Consider the following 20,619-nt stretch of genomic DNA (forward strand, 5'->3'; position numbering starts at 1 on the left):
CCGGGGTGCGAAGTTCACCATCGGATCTGTCGGAGCGGACCACCCGCGCCTCGTCACGATCCAGGAGTCACCGTGCACCCCGATGTCCCACCCGGAACCGATTCGCCGGTCGAGTACGGCTGGTCCGAACAGATCGCGGAACGGTTCGCGGACAAAGACATTCAGGGAACTCCCGGCCGGATCGTGCGGGTCGGTCGCGGTCACGGTGACGCCGTGACCTTCGCCGGTCCGCTGCGGGTGCGGACGGCAGGTCACCCCGTCTGCACCGGCGACTGGGTGATCGTGCGCGAACCGCCCACGGAAGGCGACACGATCGGCACCGTCTGTGCGGTCCTGCCGCGTACCGGCGCGATCGTCGAGCCGACGCGTCGGGACGTTCGGAAGAGCAGGTTCTCGCCGCCAACGTCGACACCGTCGTGGTGACGGTCGCGGCCGACACCCTCGATGTCGGTCGCATGGAACGTCTGCTGGCGCTGGCCTGGGACAGCGGCGCGCAACCGGTGGTCGCCCTGACGAAGGTCGACCTCGCGACCGAAGCGGTATCCGAGCAGGTCGCCGTGCTCGCACCCGGAGCGAGCGTGGTCGAGGTCTGTGCGCCGGATCGATCCGGGCTGAACGAACTGCGCGCGCTGCTCCACGGCACCGTCGTGTTCGTCGGAGCGTCCGGCGCCGGGAAATCGACGCTGGTCAACGCCCTGTGCGGCCGCGACGTCCAGGCGACGGCACCGGTGCGGCAGGGGGATGGCAAGGGCCGGCACACCACGACCGATCGGGAGATGTTCCCTCTGGGTGGCGGCGTGACCCTCATCGACACGCCGGGATTGCGGGGCGTCGGGATGTGGGACGCCGGTGCCGGCATCGCCTCCGCCTTCCCCGAGATCGACGAGCTCGCTCAGTACTGCCGCTTCACGGACTGTGCACACGAGACCGAACCGGGATGCGCGGTTCGTGCCGCCGTCGACCGCGGCGACCTCGATGCCCGGCGAGTGGAGAGTCATCGCAAACTGCGGCGTGAGAACGAATGGATCGCGGCCCGGTCCGATGCCCGATTGCGGCACGAGCGGACCCGTGAGATCAAGGTGATGAGCCGCGCGATCCGGGCGTACTACCGCGAACGCTGAGGGTTCTCGGCGCGGCATACAAGGCGGTCGGTACTCTCCCGCGCAGTTCGCGCGGTGAACCGGGGCTCGCTACTGCAACACGCCGCGTCGACCCCGTTTCGGCGCGCTGATCATGGAAGGCCCCGACCGAATGGTCGGGGCCTTCGACCTGCGCGAACATACCGGTCGGTACTTCCTGCTCGGGTCCGTCGCAGTGTGAACGCGGATGGTCTCGGTGGGCGTGCAGCTCCGCGTTATCGAGGTGTGTCGTCGGACACGAAATGATTACGACCCAGCTCGGGGGTGTACTTCTCCTCGGTCGAACCGAACCGGTCTGTTCTCGAGTGGGCGACCCATCGCGGCGTCGATTCGATCATCGGTGACGCGAACCTTCGGCGCGTGCGCCCGTTGTATCGAAGTTGTTGGCGCACAAGGAATTCGGTAAGAGATCGTCGATCCTTGGTGGACAAGGGGCAGGATCGGCCAGGTGTCGCTGCGGCAGGTTCTCGTAGGGCCGGCCGAATGCGATCGCCGCAATGATCGACTTCCGGGTATGTCGCGCATCACTTTCATGGGTTCAGATGGCGTCGGCCATGATCGCTTGAAAACCTCTCGACCTGCGACGTTACCTGGTTGTGACCTGATGGTCGCGTGTTGGCCCTCCGTGCGGTGGTAACGATCCCGCCGGTGATGCCCGCGGCCCCGTTCGAAGGCCGAACCCAGCTTCGGCGAATCTTGGAGCACGACCCTTGTCCGTTTCATCATTGCGCCGTTTCCGTGCCGCGGTCGCCGCGGCGGCCGTCCTCACCGCCGCGCTCGGCGTCGGTACCTCCGCCGCCCACGCCGACACCGCACCCACCACCCCCACGCAGACCCGTTTCCAAGAGCCCCGCGACCTGCTCCGGGCGCTCGACTTCGACGCCCTGGCCGCCGACGGCTGGACCGTGACGGACGACGAGGAAGAGGAGGCCGACTCCGCAGAGGCGACCGAGGTGGTCGAACTCGTCGCCGAGACGACTCCCGCACCGCCCGCCGTCACACCCGAGGAACTGACCCGCATCGTGCCGGGTATCCCGGCGGAGAAGGTCGAGCAGTTCATCGCGCCGTTGAACGAGGCGATGGCACGCAGCGGCATCGACAATCCGGTCCGTCAAGCGGCGTTCATCGCCCAGCTGGCCGTCGAATCGGACTCCTTCCGCACCTTCGAGGAGTACGCGTCCGGTCGCGCCTACGAGGGTCGTGCCGATCTCGGCAACACCCATCCCGGCGACGGTGAGCGCTACAAGGGTCGCGGCGCGATCCAGATCACGGGTCGCCACAACTACGAGAAGGTCAGCGAGCACATCGGCGTCGACTTCGTCGCGCACCCCGAGCTGCTCGCTGCGCCGGAGAACGCCTTCACCACCGCTGCCTGGTACTGGACGTCGCGCAACCTCAACGAGGTCGCGGACACCGCGGGGATCGTCCGGGTGTCCGAGCTCGTCAACGGCGGTCACCACGCTCTCGGTCGCCGCATCGACGACTTCAAGCGTGGCCTGGACGTGCTGCTCCAGCCGTAGGCGCGACACGTTCGCACCGGGCCGATGAGTTCGGGGCCCGCCGACGGTCTATCGGATCATGAGAAAACTGATCTACGACTTCGGCGTGTCCCTCGACGGTTACATCAACGACCGCGACGGCAACATCGACTGGACCGACCCCGACGACGAACTGCACCAGTTCCACAACGACCGGTTCCGTCAGCTCGAGCTCTCGCTGCACGGCCGGCGGATGTACGAGCTGATGGCCGAGTACTGGCCGCACCTGCCCGAGGACGCCTCGCCCATCGAACGCGACTTCGCCGAGTTGTGGACGACCACGCCCAAGGTCGTCTTCTCCCGCACCCTCACCGAGGTCCACTGGAACAGTCGCCTCGTCAGCGACGACGCGGTGGAGGAGGTGCGTAGGCTCAAGACCGAGGGCGACGGCGTCATGGAGGTCGGTGGGGCAAATCTCGCCGCGTCGTTGATCCCGCACGGTCTCATCGACGAGTACCAGGTGTTCGTCTCACCCGTCCTGCTCGGTGGAGGCACACCGATGTTCCCGCCCCTGGAGAAGCGCGTGGATCTGCGCCTGGTCGAGACACGACAGTTCACGACCGCCGTGATGCTGCGCTATCTCGCCGACTGAGGACCGCCGGCCGGATCAGAAGAGCTCGGGCGTCACCGGCGGGACGTCGTCGAGGAACGCCGTCACCATCGGCGCCAGCACGTTGGCCTCTCCGGAGATGCCGAGGTGTGACATCGCCGGGAGGATCACCAGGCGTGCCCGGGGAACCTTCTGCAGCATCCCCGTCGCCGCTGCTTCCTCGTCGCCGCCACCGAGCAAGCGGAACATCGTCACCGCGTGTTCCGGTTTCACGCCGTCCGCGTCGCCGACGATCACCATCGCGTTCGCAGTGATCGACCGCATCTGTTCGTCCGTGATCTGCTGGTCCTCGATGTTGAGGACCTTCATCTTGTCGACGTAGACAGCGAATGCCGCGGGATCGGGCGTGTGCTCCGTGAACGACTTCTCGACCGAGGAACCGGCGAACACCTCGGCATCGAGATGTCCGACGCCCTCGAGCACCGACGCGTACCAACCGTCCTGTCGGTAGGTGGCCGACAACGTGACGAGCTTTCCGACGAGGTCCGGATGCCGGAGCGCCACCTGCAACGCCACCCCGCCGCCCTGCGAATAACCCATCACGTCCGCACGCTCGACGTTCAGAGCCCGCAGCAACTCCGCCGCATCGTCGCCGAACTGCTCGTACGACATCGGACGATCGGTGTCCGGGGTGCGACCGTGCCCCTGCTGATCGAAGAGGATCACCGGGCGCCGTTCGGCGAAGGCGGTCACCCAGGACGGCATCGACTCGGTGCTCATGAACGCGCCGGGAATCAGCAGCAGGGGCAGCGGAGCGGACCCGCCGAGTTCGCCGTGCACCTCGCAGTACAGACTCAGGCCGTTGATGGGTAGATGTCCGCTGCGCGAGGGTGTCGAGTCCGCCATGTCACCCGGCCTTCACTGCGCGCCGGTGCCGGGACCGTAGAGCCGCGCCACGTCGGGGGAGTCGAGCCACCCCGAATAGGTCGGTGACTGCGGCCAGCCCTCGGGCGAGTCCTGCCATTCCTCCTGACGGCCCCACGGAAGAAGGTCGATCAGCGCGAAGGTGTAGCTGAGCTGTTCGGTGCCCCGGCCCGTGGTGTGCCAGGTGCGGTAGACCTTGTCGCCGTCGCGCAGGAACACGTTGACCGCGAACCCTCCACCGGGAGGTGCGTCGACGTCGGCGCCGAACGAACTCTCCGACGACGAGTACCACTCCATCGTGTTGCCCACCTTCGCCTTGTAGGCGAGGGCTTCGTCGATCGGCCCGTTGGTGACGATGACCATGCGGGCGTCGTAGTTGTCGAGGATGCCGAGTCGGGTCCACTGCGTCGTGAGACTCGTGCATCCGCCGCACTGCCATTCGGCACCGTCGGACCACATGTGGTGATAGGTGATGAGCTGCAAGCGGCCTTGGAACACATCGACGAGCCGGATCGGGCCGTCGGCGCCGATCAGCGTGTAGTCGGGCAGTTCGATCATCGGCAGCCGGCGGCGCTGCGCTGCGATGGCGTCGAGTTCGCGAGTGGCGGCCTTCTCCCGTCGCCGTAGGTCGTCGAGCGCCGACCGCCATGTCTGTTCGTCGACGATCGGAGGAAGGGCGCGGGTGGTCTGCTGGGTCATGACGTCTCCCGGAGTCGGACGGATCCGTTCACGAATGTTGACCGGGGCAGGTGCCGGAAATCATCGTGGACGCGGCCACGAGTCCGAACGCCGGAGTGGAGCACGGCCCCGTACCGACCGGTATGTAGTGTCGTCGCGTGTCTCCTGATCCGTCTGTGGCCGACCTGATCGACGGCGCGTGCAAGGTGCTGCGCGCCTACAAGCACGACGAGGTCGCCGACCGTGCCGAACGCAAACTGGCCGACACCGGCCGGCCGACGTCGATCGTGGTGGTGGGGGAGATCAAGCGCGGCAAGAGTCTGCTGGTCAGTGCTCTCATCGGCCGCGACGGTGCCGCTCTCGACGACGTCGAGTACTCGACCGCCGTCGCAACCCGTTTCGTCACCGCCACCGACGATTTCCCGGAGGGCACGGCCGAATTGGTGTTCCCCGACGGGCGCCGGCGCATCGACGGCGCCGAGCTGGGGGAGTGGATCACCACCGGCGGCCGCTACGTCCAGGACCCGACCGTCGAGGCGCTGCCGGTCGCGGCGGTCGTGCCCATCACCTCGGAAAAGCTCACGAACGCGTCGGTCGTCGACACTCCCGGCATCGGCGGCCTCGACCCCCGGCACGCGGCGATGGCCGCTCACTCCGCCGATCGGGCCGCCGTGCTCGTGCTGGTATGCGATGCGTCGACCCCGCTGACCGAACCGGAGATGCGGTTCCTGCGCGAGAGCGCTGCCGGAGTGGAGAACGTGCTGGTCGTGGTCACCAAGACCGACAAGAACCTCACCCGCTGGGAACAGATCGTCGCGGAGAACCGCCGCGCCGTCGCGGAACACGTCGGCCGCGACATCCCCGTCGTCGCCGTCTCGAGCGTGCGTGCCCTGGCCGCGACCGCGCTACCACCCTCCCCGGTGCGCGAGCGCAGCCTCGCCTGCTCCGGTCTCCCCGGACTGTGGGGGATGCTCGACGAGCGGGTCGCCGCCGCACGGCACCGTCCCGAAGCCGACGCGCTGCGCGTCGCCCTCGACGGGTTGCGCCGCATCGAAACCGGAATCAGCGACGAACTCTCCGTGGTGCGCGACGGCGAATCCGCGATCCCGGACCTGACCGCCGAGATGGAACGGCTGAAGGGGCTCAAGGACGAGGCGCAGCAATGGGAACAGCACCTGCAGCGCGACCTCACCCTCGCGCGGCAACGGGCGATCACCCGCCTCGACGAGGAGATCGCCCGCGTGCGCGAGGACTGGACGACACGCATCAACAAGTCGTCGATGCAGGTGCTGCGGCGCTCCCCGCAGGTGTTCACCGCCCAGATCCAGGCCGACCTGCTCGACGCGATGGCCACCACCGCGCAGGTCTTCCTCGACGACCTCGAGAAGATCGTCACCGACCTCTTCCACGACCCGCAGCAGTGGGAGCACATCCGCGAGATCACCCTCGAGGCGCTGCAGACCGATCCATTGGTGACCGGGGAGGTGGGCTCGAAACGCCAAGGGCTGCTGGATCCGAGCGTGCTGACGATGGGCATGATCGGCACCACCATGCTCGGCGCGGTGATCGGGGCCGGTGCCATCGCCGGCGTCGCCTGGGTGGCGATCAATCTCGGGTTCAAGGCGATGCGCACCGGCAAGACGAACCTGCTGACCTGGCTGCGCGAGACCCTCGCGACCGTGCGGACCGTCACGACCCGCATGCTCGAGGCCGCGATGGCCACCACCCGGCCGGAGATCGTGCTGCGTCGCCGCAAACACCTCCAGGACCGGATCACCGAGTTGCAGAAGCGTATCGACGAGGCCAAGCGCGCCGCGCAGGCGGACGCCGCGACCCGCACCGCGAACATCGAACGACTGGAGAAGAACCTGCGCATCACCCGCGCCCGCATCACCCCGATCGATACGGCTCTGAGGGGAGGTGCCGCATGAGCGCCCCGCACATCCCACCGCGGACCGGGGCACCCGATCCGGTGCACCAGCGCATCGACGCGGCCCTGCACCAACTTGCCGCGCTCGGCGGCGATCTCGTCGCACACGCCAACCGTATCGGCGCGATCCTGTGGTCACCGCCGCGCATCGTCGTCGTCGGGCGGCTCAAGGCCGGCAAATCCACCCTGGTGAACGCGCTGATCGGCGCGCCGGTCGCCGAGACCGCGGCGCTCGAGGCCACCAATGTCGTCACCGTCTACGAGAACGGTGCGCCCTCCCGCGCCGACGTGGTGTCCACCGATGGCACCCGCCGACCCGTGCCGCCGGCACTCGGCACCACCGTCGACCTCGGCGTCCCGCCGGAGCAGGTCGCGTACGTGCACCGCTACCTGCCCTCCCATGCGCTGAGCACGATCACCCTCGTCGACACCCCCGGCCTGGCGACGCTGACCGTCACCAACGCCGCCGCCACCGAGCGCGCATTGATCGACGGGTTCGAGCAGACCCGCTCGGCGTCCGTCGACGCCGACGCGGCGGTGTTCCTGTTCGACTCGATGCCGCGCACCGACGAGGTCGAATTCCTGCAGCGCCTCGGCTTCACTCCGCTGAACACACTCGGAGTGCTGTCGCGCGCAGACGGTTTCGGCCGCGGGGTGCTCGGCAACCGCGATCCGCTCGGACACGCCGCCGAACATGCGAACGTGCTCGCGCGGCGGTTGGCGGGACAGGTCGGCACGGTGGTGCCGGTCGCCGGGTTGCTCGCGCAGACCTCCCACACCGGTGCGTTCACCGACGCCGACGCCCGCGCGCTCGCGGCGCTCGACCCACTGGCCCCGTTGGAGCTGTTCGATCTGCTCGACGCCGATCCGGCCGCGCTGCCGGTGCCACACGACCAGGTGTGGCGACTGCTGGAGCTGATCGGGGAGTACGGGCTCGTGCACGCCCGCGCGCAGGCAACGGGTGGGGCGCACCAGGTCAACCAGTGGTTGTCCGGGGTGTCCGGCGTCCCTCCGCTGCGAGCGGTGCTCGAACAGTCGTTGCGTCGCTTCGCGGTGCTGCACCGCGCCGGCCGGATCCTCGCCGAACTCGACGCCCTCGTCTATTCGCATCCGGCGCGCGACGCCATCCGGCAGATCGTCTCGGCGCTGCGCACTGACCCGGCGCTGGTGCCGGTGGAGTTGTTGCGGGCGTTGCGATCTCTGCTGCAGGCCGACCCGAGCGCCCCGGCGGTCGACGAACTGGTCCAGGTGCTGCGCGGCGGCACGATCGCCGAGGCGTTGGGGCTGGAGCCGACGGCGTCACCCGAGCAGATCCGAGCGATGGCGCAACAGAAGCTTGTCGCGGTGCAGGCGCAGAGCGTGTCGACGCGCTCGGCGGCCGAGGACACGGCGCTGACGGCGCTCACGCACGCCTACACGGTGATCGCCCGCGGTTACTGACCCGGCCTGCGTGTTACGCGTCGAGATCGGGCTCGTCGACGTTGTCGGTGAAGTCGGACGGGGCGGCCTCGTCGCCCGAGGAAGGCTCGCTGTTGGCGTCATCGAGGGCGGGATCGGTTCCACCTGCGCCGGCGAGGTCGGCGTCGGAGTCGAGGACAGGATCGAGGTCGAGAGAGTCGACGGTGACCACCTCGGGGTCGATCTCGTCGTCCGGGATCAACGAGATGTCGACCGCGGCAGTGCCGGGGTCGGTGGCGATGTCGAGCGCGCGCTCCCAGACCTGATCGGGCAGTTCCGGTAGGTCGGCGAGCACATCGATACCGAGCAGCTCCCCCAGTGAGGGCAGCGGATCGGTCTCATCGCTTGTCATGGGCTCTTCCTTCTTCCCCCGTTGTCCGTCGTCGTCAGGTTGGAGTCGTGTGGGCCCCGGAATGTTCCTGCCTCGTCCCAATCTACCGGTCAGGGATCGAGACCGGCGGGATCGAGGCGGGTGGGATCGAGCAGTTCGACGAGTTGTGCTCGCCCCCGGTTGATGCGGGTCTTGACCGTCGCGACCGGCACGTTCTGATGCTCGGCGATCTCGGCGTAACTCATCTGGGCGTATTCGCGGAGCACCACCGCGACCCGGAACTGTTCCGGGAGTTGAGCGAGGGCGTGACGCACCGCGTCGGTGTCGACGACGCGATCGGCCGGTCCCGGCACCGTGGAGGCTCGACCGAGGTCGATCTCGTCGTCGGGGATCTCGCGGCGCTTGCGCACGATCGCCAGCGCGGCGTTGCTCGCGATGCGGTAGAGCCAGGAGCCGAAGCGGGAGGTGCCCCGGAACTTGTCGAGGTTCTGCCAGGCGGCGATCAGGGCGTCCTGCAGGGCGTCCTCGGCGTCGTGGCGGTTGCCGGTGATCTGCACACATACCGCCCACACCTGGGTGCGCGACGGTTCCACCAGTGGAGCGAATGCGGCCCGGTCGCCGGACCGGCACCGCTCGATCAACTCCGTCTCGTTCATGGAACCCCCATCTGTACGCGGAGTAACCTACCCGGCCGCGTCGCGCAGCGGTCCGGTGACCGTCATCGGTGGCGCGCACCGACGGTCACCGGACCGCGAGGGAGGTCAGTTCTCGCCCAGGCCCATCTCCTCGGCGCGGACGAACTTGACGTACTGCGTCGCGACGCGCTGCGGCACGGTGCGCAGGGTGTCGGAATCGGGGTTCTCGTTGCCGATCGAGCGGAAGCCGGACAGTTCGGCCATGTAGCGGCCGTAGGTCATCAGGCACGCGGCGGCTCGGCCCTCGGCGACGTCGCCCGACCAACAGGTGGTGTTCGGGAGGCCTTGCGTCAGCGAGGGATCCTCGACGAGGTCCGGATAGGTCTCTGCCGTGTGTGCAGCGAACGCGTCCTTCAGGACCTCGGCCTCGTCCGGGCCCGCGGTGCGATAGACGACGCTGTTGACCTTCGCGACACGATCGGTGCCGGTCTGCTCGAACACCACCTCGGTGTCGGCCGGAGCGGAGTCGTAGTGCAACCAGCCGTCCGGTCCGTAGACCGCCATGTCGGAGTTACGTGAGTACTCGCTGTCGACGAATCCCACGGCCCGGGCCATCACCTTGTCCACATCGATGGGCAGCGAGGCGATCTCGTCGGTGGGGGTGGCCGGGAACCGGTCGAGCAACTCGATCTGCTGCTGCACACCGCGCGTCGCGGTATCGGTGATCCACTCGGTCCCACCGCTGTCGTCGCCGCTGTAGGTGTAGACGACGAACATGCCGCGTGTGGTGAGCGTGCTCAGGGAGGTGGTGTCCAGTTCCGGCCAGGAGTAGGTGGTGGCCAGAGTGTCAGGTAGCTCCGGCAGCGATATCGGGGTCTCCGGTCCGGTGGCGAACGGCCCGTCCGCGGGTGCGAGCTTGTACTCGTACAGGGCCTGTGCGGCGTCGGCGGCGTCCTCGGGGGTGGGGAATCGCCAGACACTGACACCGAACTCGCGGCTGTCGTCGTCGGTGCTCCGGAAGCTGGTGAAGGCGTTGATGATCGAGAATTCTTTCAGGATCTCGTTCTCGCTGCCGGAGAAGATGTTGCCCGTGCCGCCGAGGAACACGCCGTTGGTCGATCCGCCGACGGTGAGGGCCGGGTCGACGGTGTGCGGGTGGACGACGAACTCGGCGAGTCGCTGGCCTTCCACCGCCGGACCGAAATCCTCGGCCGCCATGCCCAGCGCAACGAAATCGCGCGGCTGGGTGTTGTAGTCGCCGGTATCGAGCGAATCGAGATCCACACCGACAGAGGTCTGTTCGGTCGTGGTGGTCTCGTCGACGACGGTGGCGTCGCTGTCGGACGCGCAGCCGGCCACGGTGACGACGGTGACGGCCGCCAGCGCCAGGGCGAGACGGCCGGTTCGAGGGATGTGCATGAGAAGAGGACTCCTGAAGAGGAAGGTATGGGAGAAAGGCAGGTCAGGCGTTCCAACCGAGTTCGGCGAGCAGTGCTTCGCCGCGCTCCGTCATCGTCGAGAACTGCGCGACGAGTCCGGTGGACTTGTCGATGACGGTGAAGTACGAGTTGCCGCCCGGCGGGTGGTCGTAGTCGGCGATACGCGTGCCGTCCGCCGAGACGATCCTGGTGTTGTCGTTCTTGGCGTCGCGCAGCCGGATGAAGTTCGAGCGTGCGTACTGATCGTCCCGGTACACCGACACGGATTCGTAGTCGGTGGGTTCCATGCCCAGCGCCTTCCCGAGGTTGGAGTTGGGGCTGATCTGGCACCGCACCTGCATGGCACCTTCCGAGGAGAAGCCGGACTTCTCGCACGAACTCGACCCGGTGAGCAACTTGGTCGGCAGCAGTTCGACCACCTCGTCGGTGCTCTCGCTGCGATAGACCGAATCCGACGTCGCCGGGGGCGGGGCTCCGGTGTCCGACCTGTCCTCGGCCACAGCGGGGGCGGCTGCGGCGCCGGCCGTCGCTCCGTCGTCCGCGTCCCCACGGGTGAGTCCGAAGACCGCCCCTGCGGCGACGAGCACCGCCAGCACGGCGGCCCCGGCGATGAGCAGGGGCCGAGACGGCCGTGACCGCTCGATGTCGCGCGTCGGTGCCGGGTTCGATTGTGCTGCAGGGGTACCCGGACGGGGAACGCCGGGTCGGGGTGCTGCGGGGCGGGGAGTGTCCGGTCGCAGCACCTCGGTGACGAGGTCCGCGGCGGGTTCGGTGGTGCGTCCGCCGGCGACGAACCCGGCCGCGCCCTTGGCCACGACGGTCTTCGGGTCGTCGAGGGTGGCGATCGAACCGAGTTCGGACAGCCGCCGATGCACGTACGGGATCCGCGAGGAACCGCCGGTCAGATACAGCGCCTGCAGACTCGACCGGTCCACCCCGGCATCGCGCAGCACCTGGGCGGCGAGCTGCACGCCGCGGGTGATCTGCGGTTCGATGAGCTGCTCGAACTCGTCGCGGGTGATGGTGAAGGTCAGATCCGCGCCGTTGCCGGTGACCCGGATCGTCGCCGAGGGATGTTCGGAGAGCAGTTCCTTGGCGCGGCGGATCTGATCGTCGAGGGTGCGGCGGGCGTCGAGCCCGTCCGGGGTGCGCAACCACGCCGCCAGATCCGCGTCGTCGTCGCGCAGGCGTTCGTCGACCCAGCGGGCGACGGTGGCGTCGAGGTTCTTGCCGCCGAGGGTGTTGTCGCCGCCGGCCCGGACGACCTCGAAGGTCCATTCGCTCGTCGCGGTGAGTACGGCGATGTCGAGGGTGCCGCCACCGAAGTCGAACACCGCGATCGTCGAGCCCTTGACGATCTTCGCATCGTGCTGACGTGAATAGTAGAACGCGGCGGCGCGGGGTTCGGAGATCAGCGAGACGCTGCCGCCGAGACCGGCCAGGGACGCGGCGTGCCGCAGCACGTCGAGTTCGCGCTGGGACCAGGCCTCGGGGTGGGTGAGCACGACCTCCGCCGGAGGGTGGTTGTTGTGCCGGGGGAGCGCCTGGTTGTAGACGGTGCGCAGGACCGAGGCGATGGTGTGGGCGACGGGGACGTCCTGGCCGCGGACCATCACCGACCCGACGGCCACGTGGGTCTTGGGGTAGGCGACGAAGCCGGCCGGGTCCACGGTGGCCTGGTTGATGGCCACGTCGCCGGTGGTGATCGCCCCGGTGTGGTCGACGTACACCGAGGACGGCATGAGGTTGGAGGTGTGGGTCAGCGGCAGTGATTCGACCCGGTCCGGCCCGATCCGGTGCGCCGCCGACGTGTTGGACGTGCCGAAATCGACCGCCAGAACCCAGCTCATCTCGATCGTGCCTTTCGAATGCGAACCCACAAAACCTGCATGGACGGTGCGATGACCGCCGCGGACTTTATAGCGGCGAACGGTCGTCGCCCGGTGGCGGGTGTCACGACGCCCCCGGACTGGGGTACTGCGCCGGCGGAACCTGCACCCGCACCTCGACGTACCGCAGGATCTGCCCCTCGTGACACCAGCCGGGCCGGATCATTGCGGCGACCAGGTTCTCGTCCGCCGGTGCCGCTGCCGGCGTCACCGCCACCGCACGGTGACGGCTCGGATCGAATCGCGTACCGGGCTCGACGGCCAGACGTTCGACCCCCAGATCGGCGAGTCGTGCGGTCGCGGCGGCGCGCTCGGGCCCGTCCGCCGCGACATCCGCCGCCGCGATCAGTTCGTCGATCCGCTCACGGATCTGCGGTGACATCACCTGCTTGCCCTTCGTCTCGGATCGGTCGGAGTGGGTCTCAGACCAGATCGGAACCGGCGTCGGTCGACTCGGAACCGTTGTCGAAGGCCGAGACGTCGACGTAGTCGTCGGCGATGCCGTCGCCGTCGTAGTCCACCGCACCGGAGTGCAGGTCCACCACCACGTCGACCTCGCCGTCGCCGTCCTCGTCGAAGACGGCCAGATCGAGGCGGCCGTCACCGTCGAGATCACCGGCGACGGCGTCGATGTAGCCGTCGCCGTCGCGGTCGAACTCGATCAGGTCGGCGTTGCCGTCGCCGTCGGAGTCGCTGATCTGCGCGTCGGTCCTGCCGTCGCCGTCGTAGTCCACCAGCGACAGGTCGACCTGTCCGTCGCCGTCCACGTCGACGTCGGCGACGCGGGTGCCGTCACCGAGGGTGTACTCGTCGAGCACGACCGGCTCGGTGGAGGCCGATCCGGAGGTCACGCTCGAGGTGGACTCGGCGTTCTCCGCGGCGGCGCGGTCGGAGGCCGAGGAGGCCGATCCGGCGGAGCTCGACGCACCCGAGTTGCTCGCCGATCCGTAGGACGAGTCCGAGCTCGAGGAGCCGGAGCTGTCGTACCGCTCGTAACGCTCGTAGGACTCGTAGCTCGTCGATCCCGACTGGTCGGACGACGAGGAGCCGTAGGACGAGTTGCCGTCGTAGGAGGACTGCGAGCCGTACGACGAGTCCGCACGGTCGCTGGCGGTGGACTGCGATGCGGCGCGGTCGGCGTTCGAGGAGCTGCTGCCGGGGAAGGAGTTGGTAGCCATGGTGGGTGCCTCTTTCGGTGTCTCGGTGACTGACACAGGTAAGAGAGACCGGGAGGCGGAAAGGTTCCCGCCGAATCGAAAAAATTTCCGAGATTCCTGATCGGCGGTGAAAACGCCAGGTCACGGAGCTGCAACGGTCGGTGATCGTATCGGTTGCGAAACGCCGAACGGTGCGGCCGCATCAGCGACCGCACCGCTCGAAGGGGCTTCGAGAGGACCGTTACGCGCTCTGACGGACCGGCGTGTGACGACCCATCGCGGTGAGGGCGGCGCCGATCACCGCGGTGGCGGCGAGCCCGGCCAGTGCCGCGAGGAATTCGGTGCCACTGAGCGTGCCGTAGTCGGCGAGGCCGGGAAGACCGGCGAAGGCGGCGTCACCGACCGGCAGCGAATAGGCACCGACGATGTGCTCGAGACCGTCCGGACTACCGGACGCGCCGAGAGCCAGCGCACAGGCGCTGACCACGCCCAGACCGCCGATCGCGGCGAGACCACGTCGGACGGCAACAGGAGTGACGGAGGACCGTGCGTCCCACGCGGCGACGCCGGGCGCGAACGCCATCACGGCGCTCAGCACGGCAGCGGTGATGAGGGCTTCACCGAGGCCGATGGTCAGGTGGACCGCAGTCAGATCGCCGATGAACGCTGCTGCGGCGCCGGTTCCGGCGGTCGCCGAGTACGCGACGCCGAGAACTGCGGCACTCACCGGCACGGACAGACCGGCGCCGACGGCGGCGGTGGTCCGCGTCAGCTTCCCGAGGCCGAGTCGCTCGGCGCCGGTACGGACACCGGCGGTGACGAGGACGGGCAGCACCGCCATCAGCAGCACGTTCACCCCGAGGGCGTTGATCCCGCCGTCCCCGAACAGCAATGCCTGCACACCGACGACGGCGGTCATCGCGAGAAGCGCGAGCCGGGGCCCGAGAAGCGCGGTCGCGAGAGCGCCGCCGATGAGATGGCCGCTGATGCCGCCGGCAATGGGGTAGTTGACCATCTGAGCGCCGAAGATCATCGCTGCGGTCGTTCCGGCGAGAAGGGTGTCCCGGCTCGTGATGCGCGGCCGCCCGGCGGTGGCGGCGAGGACGACCGCACCGGTGGCGATCGCCGCGGCGGGCGCGGTGGCGCTCATGGGGAGGAAATGGTCAGGGACGTGCATGGGTGAGACTCCCTTCGAGGGTGGACGGGTGAACGTGTGCGGAGCGCCAGGAGCGCCAGGTCGACTCGAGTGGCGAGGAGTGGGTATCGGCACCGAGGAACCGCAGCAGGCTGCCGGGCCCTTCGAGCTGGACGACGCCGTCGCCCTCGGCGCGTCGCCCGTAGGTCGCGATGACGTCGTGCACCCGCGCGGAACCGAGGATCCCGGGCTCGGGGAACGCGCCGTGCGCGTACAACTCCTCGACGAAGAGGGGACGACGATCGAGAGTGACCGAGGTACGGCTGCGGATCGCGCCCCCGGTTTCTCCGTGGCGTCCGAGGACGAGGGTCTCCCGCGTACTCGCGGCGGCGTCGGAGGCGAGTTCGATCCGGGTGTCGCGGTGCACGCGGGCGCCGGTGGCGATCACGAACGGGTAGGTGTCCCAGACGAGAGTGCCGCCCTCGGCGACGGTGATCCGCACGTCCCACCGGGACAACCGGTTGTCGGCGTCGTAGGCGACGGTGCCACCGATGTCCTGCAGTTCGAGCGTGCACCCGGCGTCGACGTGGACGTCGACGGTCACCGAGTCACCACCGAGCAACAGCGCGCCGGCGGCGACGAGGGCGACACGCGCGTGGTCCGGACCGACCTCGACCGTGCGGGGGACGAGCATGCCCGCCCGCAGGGCCAGGCGTGCCCGGTCCGGTGCGCGGTCGATACGGATCGTGGTGCGGGACATGATCAGTCGTGCGTGTGTGCGACGGCGTGATCGTGGCTGTGACCGTGACCGTGACCGTGACCGTGACCGTGCCCATGGCCGTGATCGTGGTCGTCGTCCTCGTCGGCGTGGAAGTGCGGAGCCATCGGACCGGGATCGACAGGGGTGTGCGACCCGGCGCGGTGGGCCGCCAGCATCTCGCGCACCCAGTCACCGAGCGCCTGCACGGATGCGGCGTCGGTCCGGGACAGCGCCAGCACCGGTCCGCCTTCGCGGGCCTTCTCGGCGTCGGCGACCATCTGCGGCACGTCGACACCCACATAGGGGGACAGATCGGTCTTGTTCACCACGAGCAGGTCGGCGCGGCTGATGCCCGGACCGCCCTTGCGGGCGACGTCGCCACCACCGGCGACATCGAGCACGAAGATCTGCGCGTCGACGAGCGCGGGGGAGAAGGTCGCGGTGAGGTTGTCGCCGCCGCTCTCCACCAGGACGACGTCGAGCGGCGCGAAGTCGCGTTCGAGATCCTCGACGGCCAGCAGGTTCATGGTCACGTCGTCGCGGATCGCGGTGTGCGGGCACGCACCGGTCTCCACCGCGCGGATGCGCTCGGGGTCGAGCACGCCCGCCGAGCGGAGGAAACGGGCGTCCTCGTCGGTGTAGATGTCGTTGGTGATCACGCCGAGCTGCAGCTCGGACGCGAGGGTGCGGCAGATGGTCGCGATCAGCGAGCTCTTGCCCGTGCCGACGGGACCGGCGACGCCGAGACGGAGCGAACGGGTGGTGATGTGTTCAGGCACGGAACAGCCTTTCTGGAGCGGATGCGTGGGCTTCGGCCCACAATTCGGTCTGGGGACCACCGGTGGCCGGGATGTCCGCCGGATCGGTGAGAGCGGACAGCTCGGCGATGAGCGGTTCGAGATGAGCGCAGGCCTCGAGCGCCCATCGCGAACCGGTGGCCGGGTCGGTGGGGTGCAGTTTGAGGAAGGCCGCGACGATCGCCTGCGCCTCCTCGTACAGCACCAGTCGTGCAGTGTCGATCGCCGGGATGCGCGCGAGCGCCGCGATGGCCCCGACGACCAGTCCCCGCGAGGGCCGCGGGGTCCGGGTGTCGAGATCGTCGAGAACGGTGGAGGGCCACAGGTTCCGGGCCACTCGCAGATAACCGCGGGCCAACAACCGGGACGCGTCGCGCTGGGCCGGGCCCGGAGTACGCGCCGCCCAGTGGTCCTCGATCTCGTCGATCCGGAGCGTCAGGGCGGCTCCGGCAGCGGCGTCCACCGCGTGCCGGGTCACCACAGCGACGCCGGCCTCGACCGCCGCCGAGGTGCGCAACCGCGCGACGAGGAAGCGGCGCACCTCGGTCGGCGACATCCCACCCTGGAGTGCGGGTTCGAGCCCACCCGAGTTGACGTTCCCGCCGACCGGCGCGCGCCCGTCCGCGAGGAGGAGCAGCACCGTGGTGGGGGACAGAGTTCCGGGCAACATCAGAACATCGAATACAGCTGCGCGAGCGGCAGTTCGGTGGCCGGCGCCGGAACGACCCGCTCGCCGTCGATGTCGATGTCGAAGGTGTCGGGACGGATCTCGATGCGCGGCAACACGTCGTTCTGCTTCATGTCGGCCTTGCCGATGTGCCGGGTCGGCCGCAGCGGCAACAGTCTGCGGCGCAACCCGAGTCGTTCTACCAGGCCGTCGTCGAGGGCGGCGGGGGAGACGAACGACACCGACGTGTGCGGAGCGAGCGCATCGCCGAAAGCAGGTCGCTGCAGCACCGGCTGCGGCGTCGGGATCGAGGCGTTGGGGTCGCCGAGCGCGGCCCAGGCGATCGATCCGCCCTTGATGACCAGCGACGGCCGGATCCCGAAGAACTTCGGATCCCACAGCACCAGATCGGCCATCTTGTCGACCTCGATCGAACCGAGTTCGTGGTCGACGCCGTGCGCGATCGCAGGGTTGATCGTGTACTTCGCGACGTAGCGGCGGGCCCGTTCGTTGTCGGCGGGCATGCCGCCGTCGAGCGCCCCGCGTCGGTTCTTCATCACGTGCGCGACCTGCCACGTGCGGGTGATGACTTCACCGATGCGGCCCATCGCCTGGGCGTCGGACGAGGTGATCGACAGGGCACCCATGTCGTGCAGGATGTCCTCGGCCGCGATGGTGGTGGCCCGGATCCGGGACTCGGCGAACGCGAGGTCCTCCGGGACGGCCGGGTTGAGGTGATGGCAGACCATCAGCATGTCGAGGTGCTCGTCGACGGTGTTGATCGTGTGGGGCAACGTCGGGTTGGTGGAGCCCGGGATGATGTGCGGCAATCCGGCGATGCTCAGGATGTCCGGGGCGTGCCCGCCACCGGCGCCTTCGACGTGGAAGGCGTGGATCGAGCGTCCGCCGATCGCGGCGAGCGTGCTCTCCACGAAGCCCGCCTCGTTGAGCGAGTCCGAATGCAGCGCGACCTGCAGTCCGTGCTCGTCGGCCGCGCGCAACGCCGCATCGATCGCGGCTGGTGTGGAGCCCCAGTCCTCGTGCACCTTGTACCCGGCGGCACCGGCGAGGGCCTGCTCGCGCAGCCCCTCGGCGGAGACGGTGTTGCCCTTGCCGAGCAGCAGCACGTTTACCGGCAGCACGTCGAGCGCGCGGTGCATCTGCATCAGATGCCACGGACCCGGTGTGACGGTGGTGGCCTTCGATCCTTCGGACGGACCGGTTCCGCCGCCGGCGATCGTGGTGATGCCGGTGGCGAGTGCCTCGACGATCTGCGACGGCGACAGCAGGTGCACGTGCGAGTCGAACGCGCCCGCGGTGAGGATGCGCCCTTCACCCGAGATGACGTCGGTGGACGGTCCGATCTGCAGCTTCGGGTGCACTCCGTCGGCGATGTCGGGGTTGCCGGCGCGACCGAGGGCGACGATGCGGCCGTCCCGGATGCCGACGTCGGCGCGCACGATTCCCCACCAGTCCAGCACGATCACGTTCGTGATGACGGTGTCGGGAGCACCCTCGGCCCGGGTCGTCACGCCCTGGGCCATCGATTCGCGGATGGACTTGCCGCCCCCGAAGACGGCTTCCTCACCACCGAAGGTGCGGTCCTCCTCGATCTGGATCCACAGGTCGGTGTCGCCCAGGCGCACCTGGTCGCCGACCGTCGGTCCGTACAGTGCCGCATACTCGGCGCGTGTGATCTCCACGTTCTCAGTCCTCCTGCTTCCGCACCTGGATGCCGGGTACGACGCGTCGCCCGCGCAGGGCGACGGCGCCCAGTTCGCGGCTGCTGCCGGGTTCGAAGCGCTGCGAGGTCCCCGACGGGATGTCCAAGCGGTAGCCCTGCGCGCGTTCGCGGTCGAATTCGAGGGCCGCGTTCGCGTCCGGCAGGTGGATGTGCGATCCGATCTGGATGGGACGGTCGCCGGTGTTGAGGAAGACGAGGGTGATGCGCTCGTCGTCGGAGCGGTCCGCGTTGAGGGTGAGGGAGCCCTCGGCGACGCGAATCGCTCCGGGTCCCGAAGTCGGTCCGGATGCCATGGCGGAGCTCCTTTCAGGAAATCGGGTGGTGGATCGTGACGAGCTTGCGTCCGTCCGGGAAAGTGGCCTCGACCTGCACGTCGGTCAGCATCTCGGCGACACCGTCCATGACCTCGTCGCGGGTGAGGACCTCGCGGCCCTTCACCATGAGGTCGGCGACGTCGGCGCCTTCGCGTGCCCGTTCGATCACCCAGGTGGACAACAGGGCAACGGCTTCGGGATAGTTCAGTCGGACGCCGCGGTCCCGCCGGTCGCGCGCCACCATGCCGGCGACGGCCAGAAGGAGTTTCTCGGTGTCGGCGGGAGTCAGCTGCATATGTCGTTCTTTCGTGCGAGTCGGCGGTCGTGCAATCGATGCCGATCATGCGCGGCTCTTGTTTCGCGGACGTTACCCCCGCGTATCGCGGAGAAATCCGGACGCGTCGACCTCAGAAGTGCTGCCGCACTGCGTGACCGCGACGACACCCGGAGCGGGATGTCTCTACCGTCGTTCTGGTCGAACAGTCCTACGGCCGCTCCCGATCGATCGGAAACGGCCGTAGGTCAGCGATATTCGAGACGTTCGTCGCTAGGACGGAACGGAGACCTCCTGATATCCCGCGAGGATTTTGTCGGTGTGTTCCCCGTGCAGCGGCGGCGCCGACCGCAGCGGTGGTCGCTGCCCACCGAAATTGACCGGGAACGCGCTAAGGTAAGTGTGGTGCCAGGGCTGGATCATCCCTCGAAGGAGGCGGTATCGGAATCCGTCGCGGACGTCAGCCCAGTGCGCCGACACCCTTACCAATCAGTGTCACGCCGATGACCAGCACCAGCACGCTCATCACCGCAGTGTTGTGGGCGCGCAACCAGGATTCGAGCTCGTCCAAGGGGCCGCGCAGGCGGTCGGCCGCCAGCAGATAGCCCAGTACCGGCAGCACCACGGTGGACGCCGCGAGAATCGCGAACACCGCGATGGACACGACGGTGCCGCCGCTCGTCAGATCGGCACCACCGATCGCGACACCGGCCGCGGCACACATGATCAGATTCTTCGGGTTGATCGCAGCGAGCGCGAAACCCAGCCCGGCGCTCTTGGCGACGGTCATGTGATCGATCGTCTTCATCCATGCCGGAGTGTCGTGTTCGGCGCGACGATTGCGCCACTGACGGAGACCGACGACCAGCAACAGCACACCCAGGACGATCTCGATCGTTGCCCTCGATGTCGACGGATCGTCCTGCGAATCGGTGACGACCCCGCCCAGAAGAGCGAACACCACCGTGGCGACGACGATGCCGACCAGCCAACCGCCCGCGAATCCGACGCTGGTGGTTCTCGCCCGGTCGGAGAGCAGCATGAGGATGGTCGCGATGATCGGGACGGGGAGACCGCCACACCGACGGCCAGCGGAAGCAGTTGTCCCAGTACTGCGCCCATCGGTGCTCCTGTCGTTGGAAGCAGACGCCCGTATTGTGCTCCCCTCGGACGCCGAATTCGTGCAGAACGACGGTTCGGGGCGGATTCATCCGGCGCAGTCGACCTCGAGTCGAATCGAGGTCACAGTGGGGATCGATG

The 20,619-nt window shown here is 68.5% G+C and carries 21 protein-coding genes and 1 pseudogene; 6 read left to right on the forward strand and 16 right to left on the reverse strand.

Going from position 1 to position 20,619, the window contains the following annotated elements; all coding sequences use genetic code 11:
• Positions 1 to 72 precede the first annotated feature (72 nt).
• From LPH33_RS12020 to LPH33_RS12035, 4 genes are all read left to right on the forward strand, one after another.
• Positions 73 to 423: a hypothetical protein gene (locus LPH33_RS12020; protein WP_229568133.1), complete on the forward strand. Its 351-nt coding sequence runs from the start codon at positions 73 to 75 to the stop codon at positions 421 to 423.
• The gene (rsgA, locus tag LPH33_RS12025; RefSeq protein ID WP_229568134.1) at positions 417 to 1,121 is read left to right on the forward strand and encodes a ribosome small subunit-dependent GTPase A; all 705 of its coding nucleotides are present in this window, start codon (positions 417 to 419) and stop codon (positions 1,119 to 1,121) included. The genes LPH33_RS12020 and rsgA overlap by 7 nt, the downstream gene beginning before the upstream one ends.
• A gap of 728 nt (positions 1,122 to 1,849) precedes the next feature.
• Positions 1,850 to 2,659, forward strand: coding sequence for a glycoside hydrolase family 19 protein (locus tag LPH33_RS12030; protein WP_229568135.1), 810 nt, complete (start codon positions 1,850 to 1,852; stop codon positions 2,657 to 2,659).
• A gap of 58 nt (positions 2,660 to 2,717) precedes the next feature.
• Entirely contained in the window at positions 2,718 to 3,269 is a 552-nt protein-coding gene (locus tag LPH33_RS12035; RefSeq protein WP_016692272.1) for a dihydrofolate reductase family protein, read from the forward strand.
• 15 nt (positions 3,270 to 3,284) lie between these two features.
• Here the strand turns inward: LPH33_RS12035 and LPH33_RS12040 are convergent, their stop codons facing one another.
• Together LPH33_RS12040 and LPH33_RS12045 are read right to left on the reverse strand one after the other, a co-directional pair.
• Entirely contained in the window at positions 3,285 to 4,133 is an 849-nt protein-coding gene (locus LPH33_RS12040) for an alpha/beta fold hydrolase (protein WP_145692183.1), read from the reverse strand.
• A gap of 12 nt (positions 4,134 to 4,145) precedes the next feature.
• On the reverse strand, positions 4,146 to 4,850 hold the full coding sequence (locus LPH33_RS12045) for a DUF899 domain-containing protein (protein WP_016692270.1): 705 nt from the start codon (positions 4,848 to 4,850) through the stop codon (positions 4,146 to 4,148).
• 137 nt (positions 4,851 to 4,987) lie between these two features.
• On the opposite strand from LPH33_RS12045, the gene LPH33_RS12050 reads away from it, so the two are divergent.
• Both LPH33_RS12050 and LPH33_RS12055 read left to right on the forward strand, forming a co-directional pair.
• On the forward strand, positions 4,988 to 6,760 hold the full coding sequence (locus tag LPH33_RS12050) for a dynamin family protein (RefSeq protein WP_229568136.1): 1,773 nt from the start codon (positions 4,988 to 4,990) through the stop codon (positions 6,758 to 6,760).
• Complete coding sequence (locus LPH33_RS12055; protein ID WP_229568137.1) at positions 6,757 to 8,199, forward strand: GTPase; 1,443 nt, start codon at positions 6,757 to 6,759, stop codon at positions 8,197 to 8,199. The genes LPH33_RS12050 and LPH33_RS12055 overlap by 4 nt, the downstream gene beginning before the upstream one ends.
• 13 nt (positions 8,200 to 8,212) lie before the next feature.
• On the opposite strand, the gene LPH33_RS12060 is transcribed toward LPH33_RS12055, so the two are convergent.
• The 14 genes and pseudogenes from LPH33_RS12060 to LPH33_RS12125 form a co-directional block, all read right to left on the reverse strand.
• Positions 8,213 to 8,569 carry a hypothetical protein gene (locus LPH33_RS12060; protein WP_160875504.1) on the reverse strand — a complete coding sequence of 119 codons (357 nt, stop codon included), beginning with the start codon at positions 8,567 to 8,569 and terminating at the stop codon, positions 8,213 to 8,215.
• Between the two features lie 89 nt (positions 8,570 to 8,658).
• The gene (locus LPH33_RS12065) at positions 8,659 to 9,204 is read right to left on the reverse strand and encodes an RNA polymerase sigma factor (RefSeq protein WP_160875502.1); all 546 of its coding nucleotides are present in this window, start codon (positions 9,202 to 9,204) and stop codon (positions 8,659 to 8,661) included.
• Positions 9,205 to 9,309: 105 nt separating this feature from the next.
• Positions 9,310 to 10,602 (reverse strand): DUF7373 family lipoprotein, encoded by a 1,293-nt coding sequence (locus LPH33_RS12070; RefSeq protein WP_160875500.1) that lies wholly within the window; start codon positions 10,600 to 10,602, stop codon positions 9,310 to 9,312.
• Between the two features lie 43 nt (positions 10,603 to 10,645).
• Positions 10,646 to 12,472 (reverse strand): Hsp70 family protein, encoded by a 1,827-nt coding sequence (locus tag LPH33_RS12075; RefSeq protein WP_229568138.1) that lies wholly within the window; start codon positions 12,470 to 12,472, stop codon positions 10,646 to 10,648.
• 103 nt (positions 12,473 to 12,575) lie between these two features.
• Positions 12,576 to 12,893 carry a nucleotide exchange factor GrpE gene (grpE, locus tag LPH33_RS12080; RefSeq protein WP_033098152.1) on the reverse strand — a complete coding sequence of 106 codons (318 nt, stop codon included), beginning with the start codon at positions 12,891 to 12,893 and terminating at the stop codon, positions 12,576 to 12,578.
• 40 nt (positions 12,894 to 12,933) lie between these two features.
• The gene (locus LPH33_RS12085; protein WP_016692262.1) at positions 12,934 to 13,689 is read right to left on the reverse strand and encodes a hypothetical protein; all 756 of its coding nucleotides are present in this window, start codon (positions 13,687 to 13,689) and stop codon (positions 12,934 to 12,936) included.
• 220 nt (positions 13,690 to 13,909) lie between these two features.
• The gene (locus LPH33_RS12090) at positions 13,910 to 14,818 is read right to left on the reverse strand and encodes an energy-coupling factor ABC transporter permease (RefSeq protein ID WP_229568139.1); all 909 of its coding nucleotides are present in this window, start codon (positions 14,816 to 14,818) and stop codon (positions 13,910 to 13,912) included.
• 13 nt (positions 14,819 to 14,831) lie between these two features.
• On the reverse strand, positions 14,832 to 15,563 hold the full coding sequence (locus tag LPH33_RS12095) for an urease accessory protein UreD (protein ID WP_229568140.1): 732 nt from the start codon (positions 15,561 to 15,563) through the stop codon (positions 14,832 to 14,834).
• A gap of 2 nt (positions 15,564 to 15,565) precedes the next feature.
• Positions 15,566 to 16,342 (reverse strand): urease accessory protein UreG, encoded by a 777-nt coding sequence (gene ureG / locus LPH33_RS12100; RefSeq protein ID WP_229568141.1) that lies wholly within the window; start codon positions 16,340 to 16,342, stop codon positions 15,566 to 15,568.
• Positions 16,335 to 17,030, reverse strand: coding sequence for an urease accessory protein UreF (locus tag LPH33_RS12105; RefSeq protein ID WP_229568143.1), 696 nt, complete (start codon positions 17,028 to 17,030; stop codon positions 16,335 to 16,337). The genes ureG and LPH33_RS12105 overlap by 8 nt, the downstream gene beginning before the upstream one ends.
• Positions 17,030 to 18,730 carry an urease subunit alpha gene (locus tag LPH33_RS12110; RefSeq protein WP_229568145.1) on the reverse strand — a complete coding sequence of 567 codons (1,701 nt, stop codon included), beginning with the start codon at positions 18,728 to 18,730 and terminating at the stop codon, positions 17,030 to 17,032. Before LPH33_RS12110 ends, LPH33_RS12105 begins: the two co-directional genes overlap by 1 nt.
• 4 nt (positions 18,731 to 18,734) lie before the next feature.
• Entirely contained in the window at positions 18,735 to 19,064 is a 330-nt protein-coding gene (gene ureB / locus LPH33_RS12115) for an urease subunit beta (RefSeq protein ID WP_088898586.1), read from the reverse strand.
• 13 nt (positions 19,065 to 19,077) lie between these two features.
• Positions 19,078 to 19,380 (reverse strand): urease subunit gamma, encoded by a 303-nt coding sequence (locus tag LPH33_RS12120; protein ID WP_229568147.1) that lies wholly within the window; start codon positions 19,378 to 19,380, stop codon positions 19,078 to 19,080.
• Between the two features lie 439 nt (positions 19,381 to 19,819).
• Positions 19,820 to 20,481, reverse strand: a pseudogene (locus LPH33_RS12125) (GAP family protein).
• Between the last annotated feature and the right edge of the window lie 138 nt (positions 20,482 to 20,619).

Source organism: Rhodococcus sp. RDE2 (genome assembly GCF_020885655.1).
Classification (GTDB): domain Bacteria; phylum Actinomycetota; class Actinomycetes; order Mycobacteriales; family Mycobacteriaceae; genus Rhodococcus; species Rhodococcus pyridinivorans.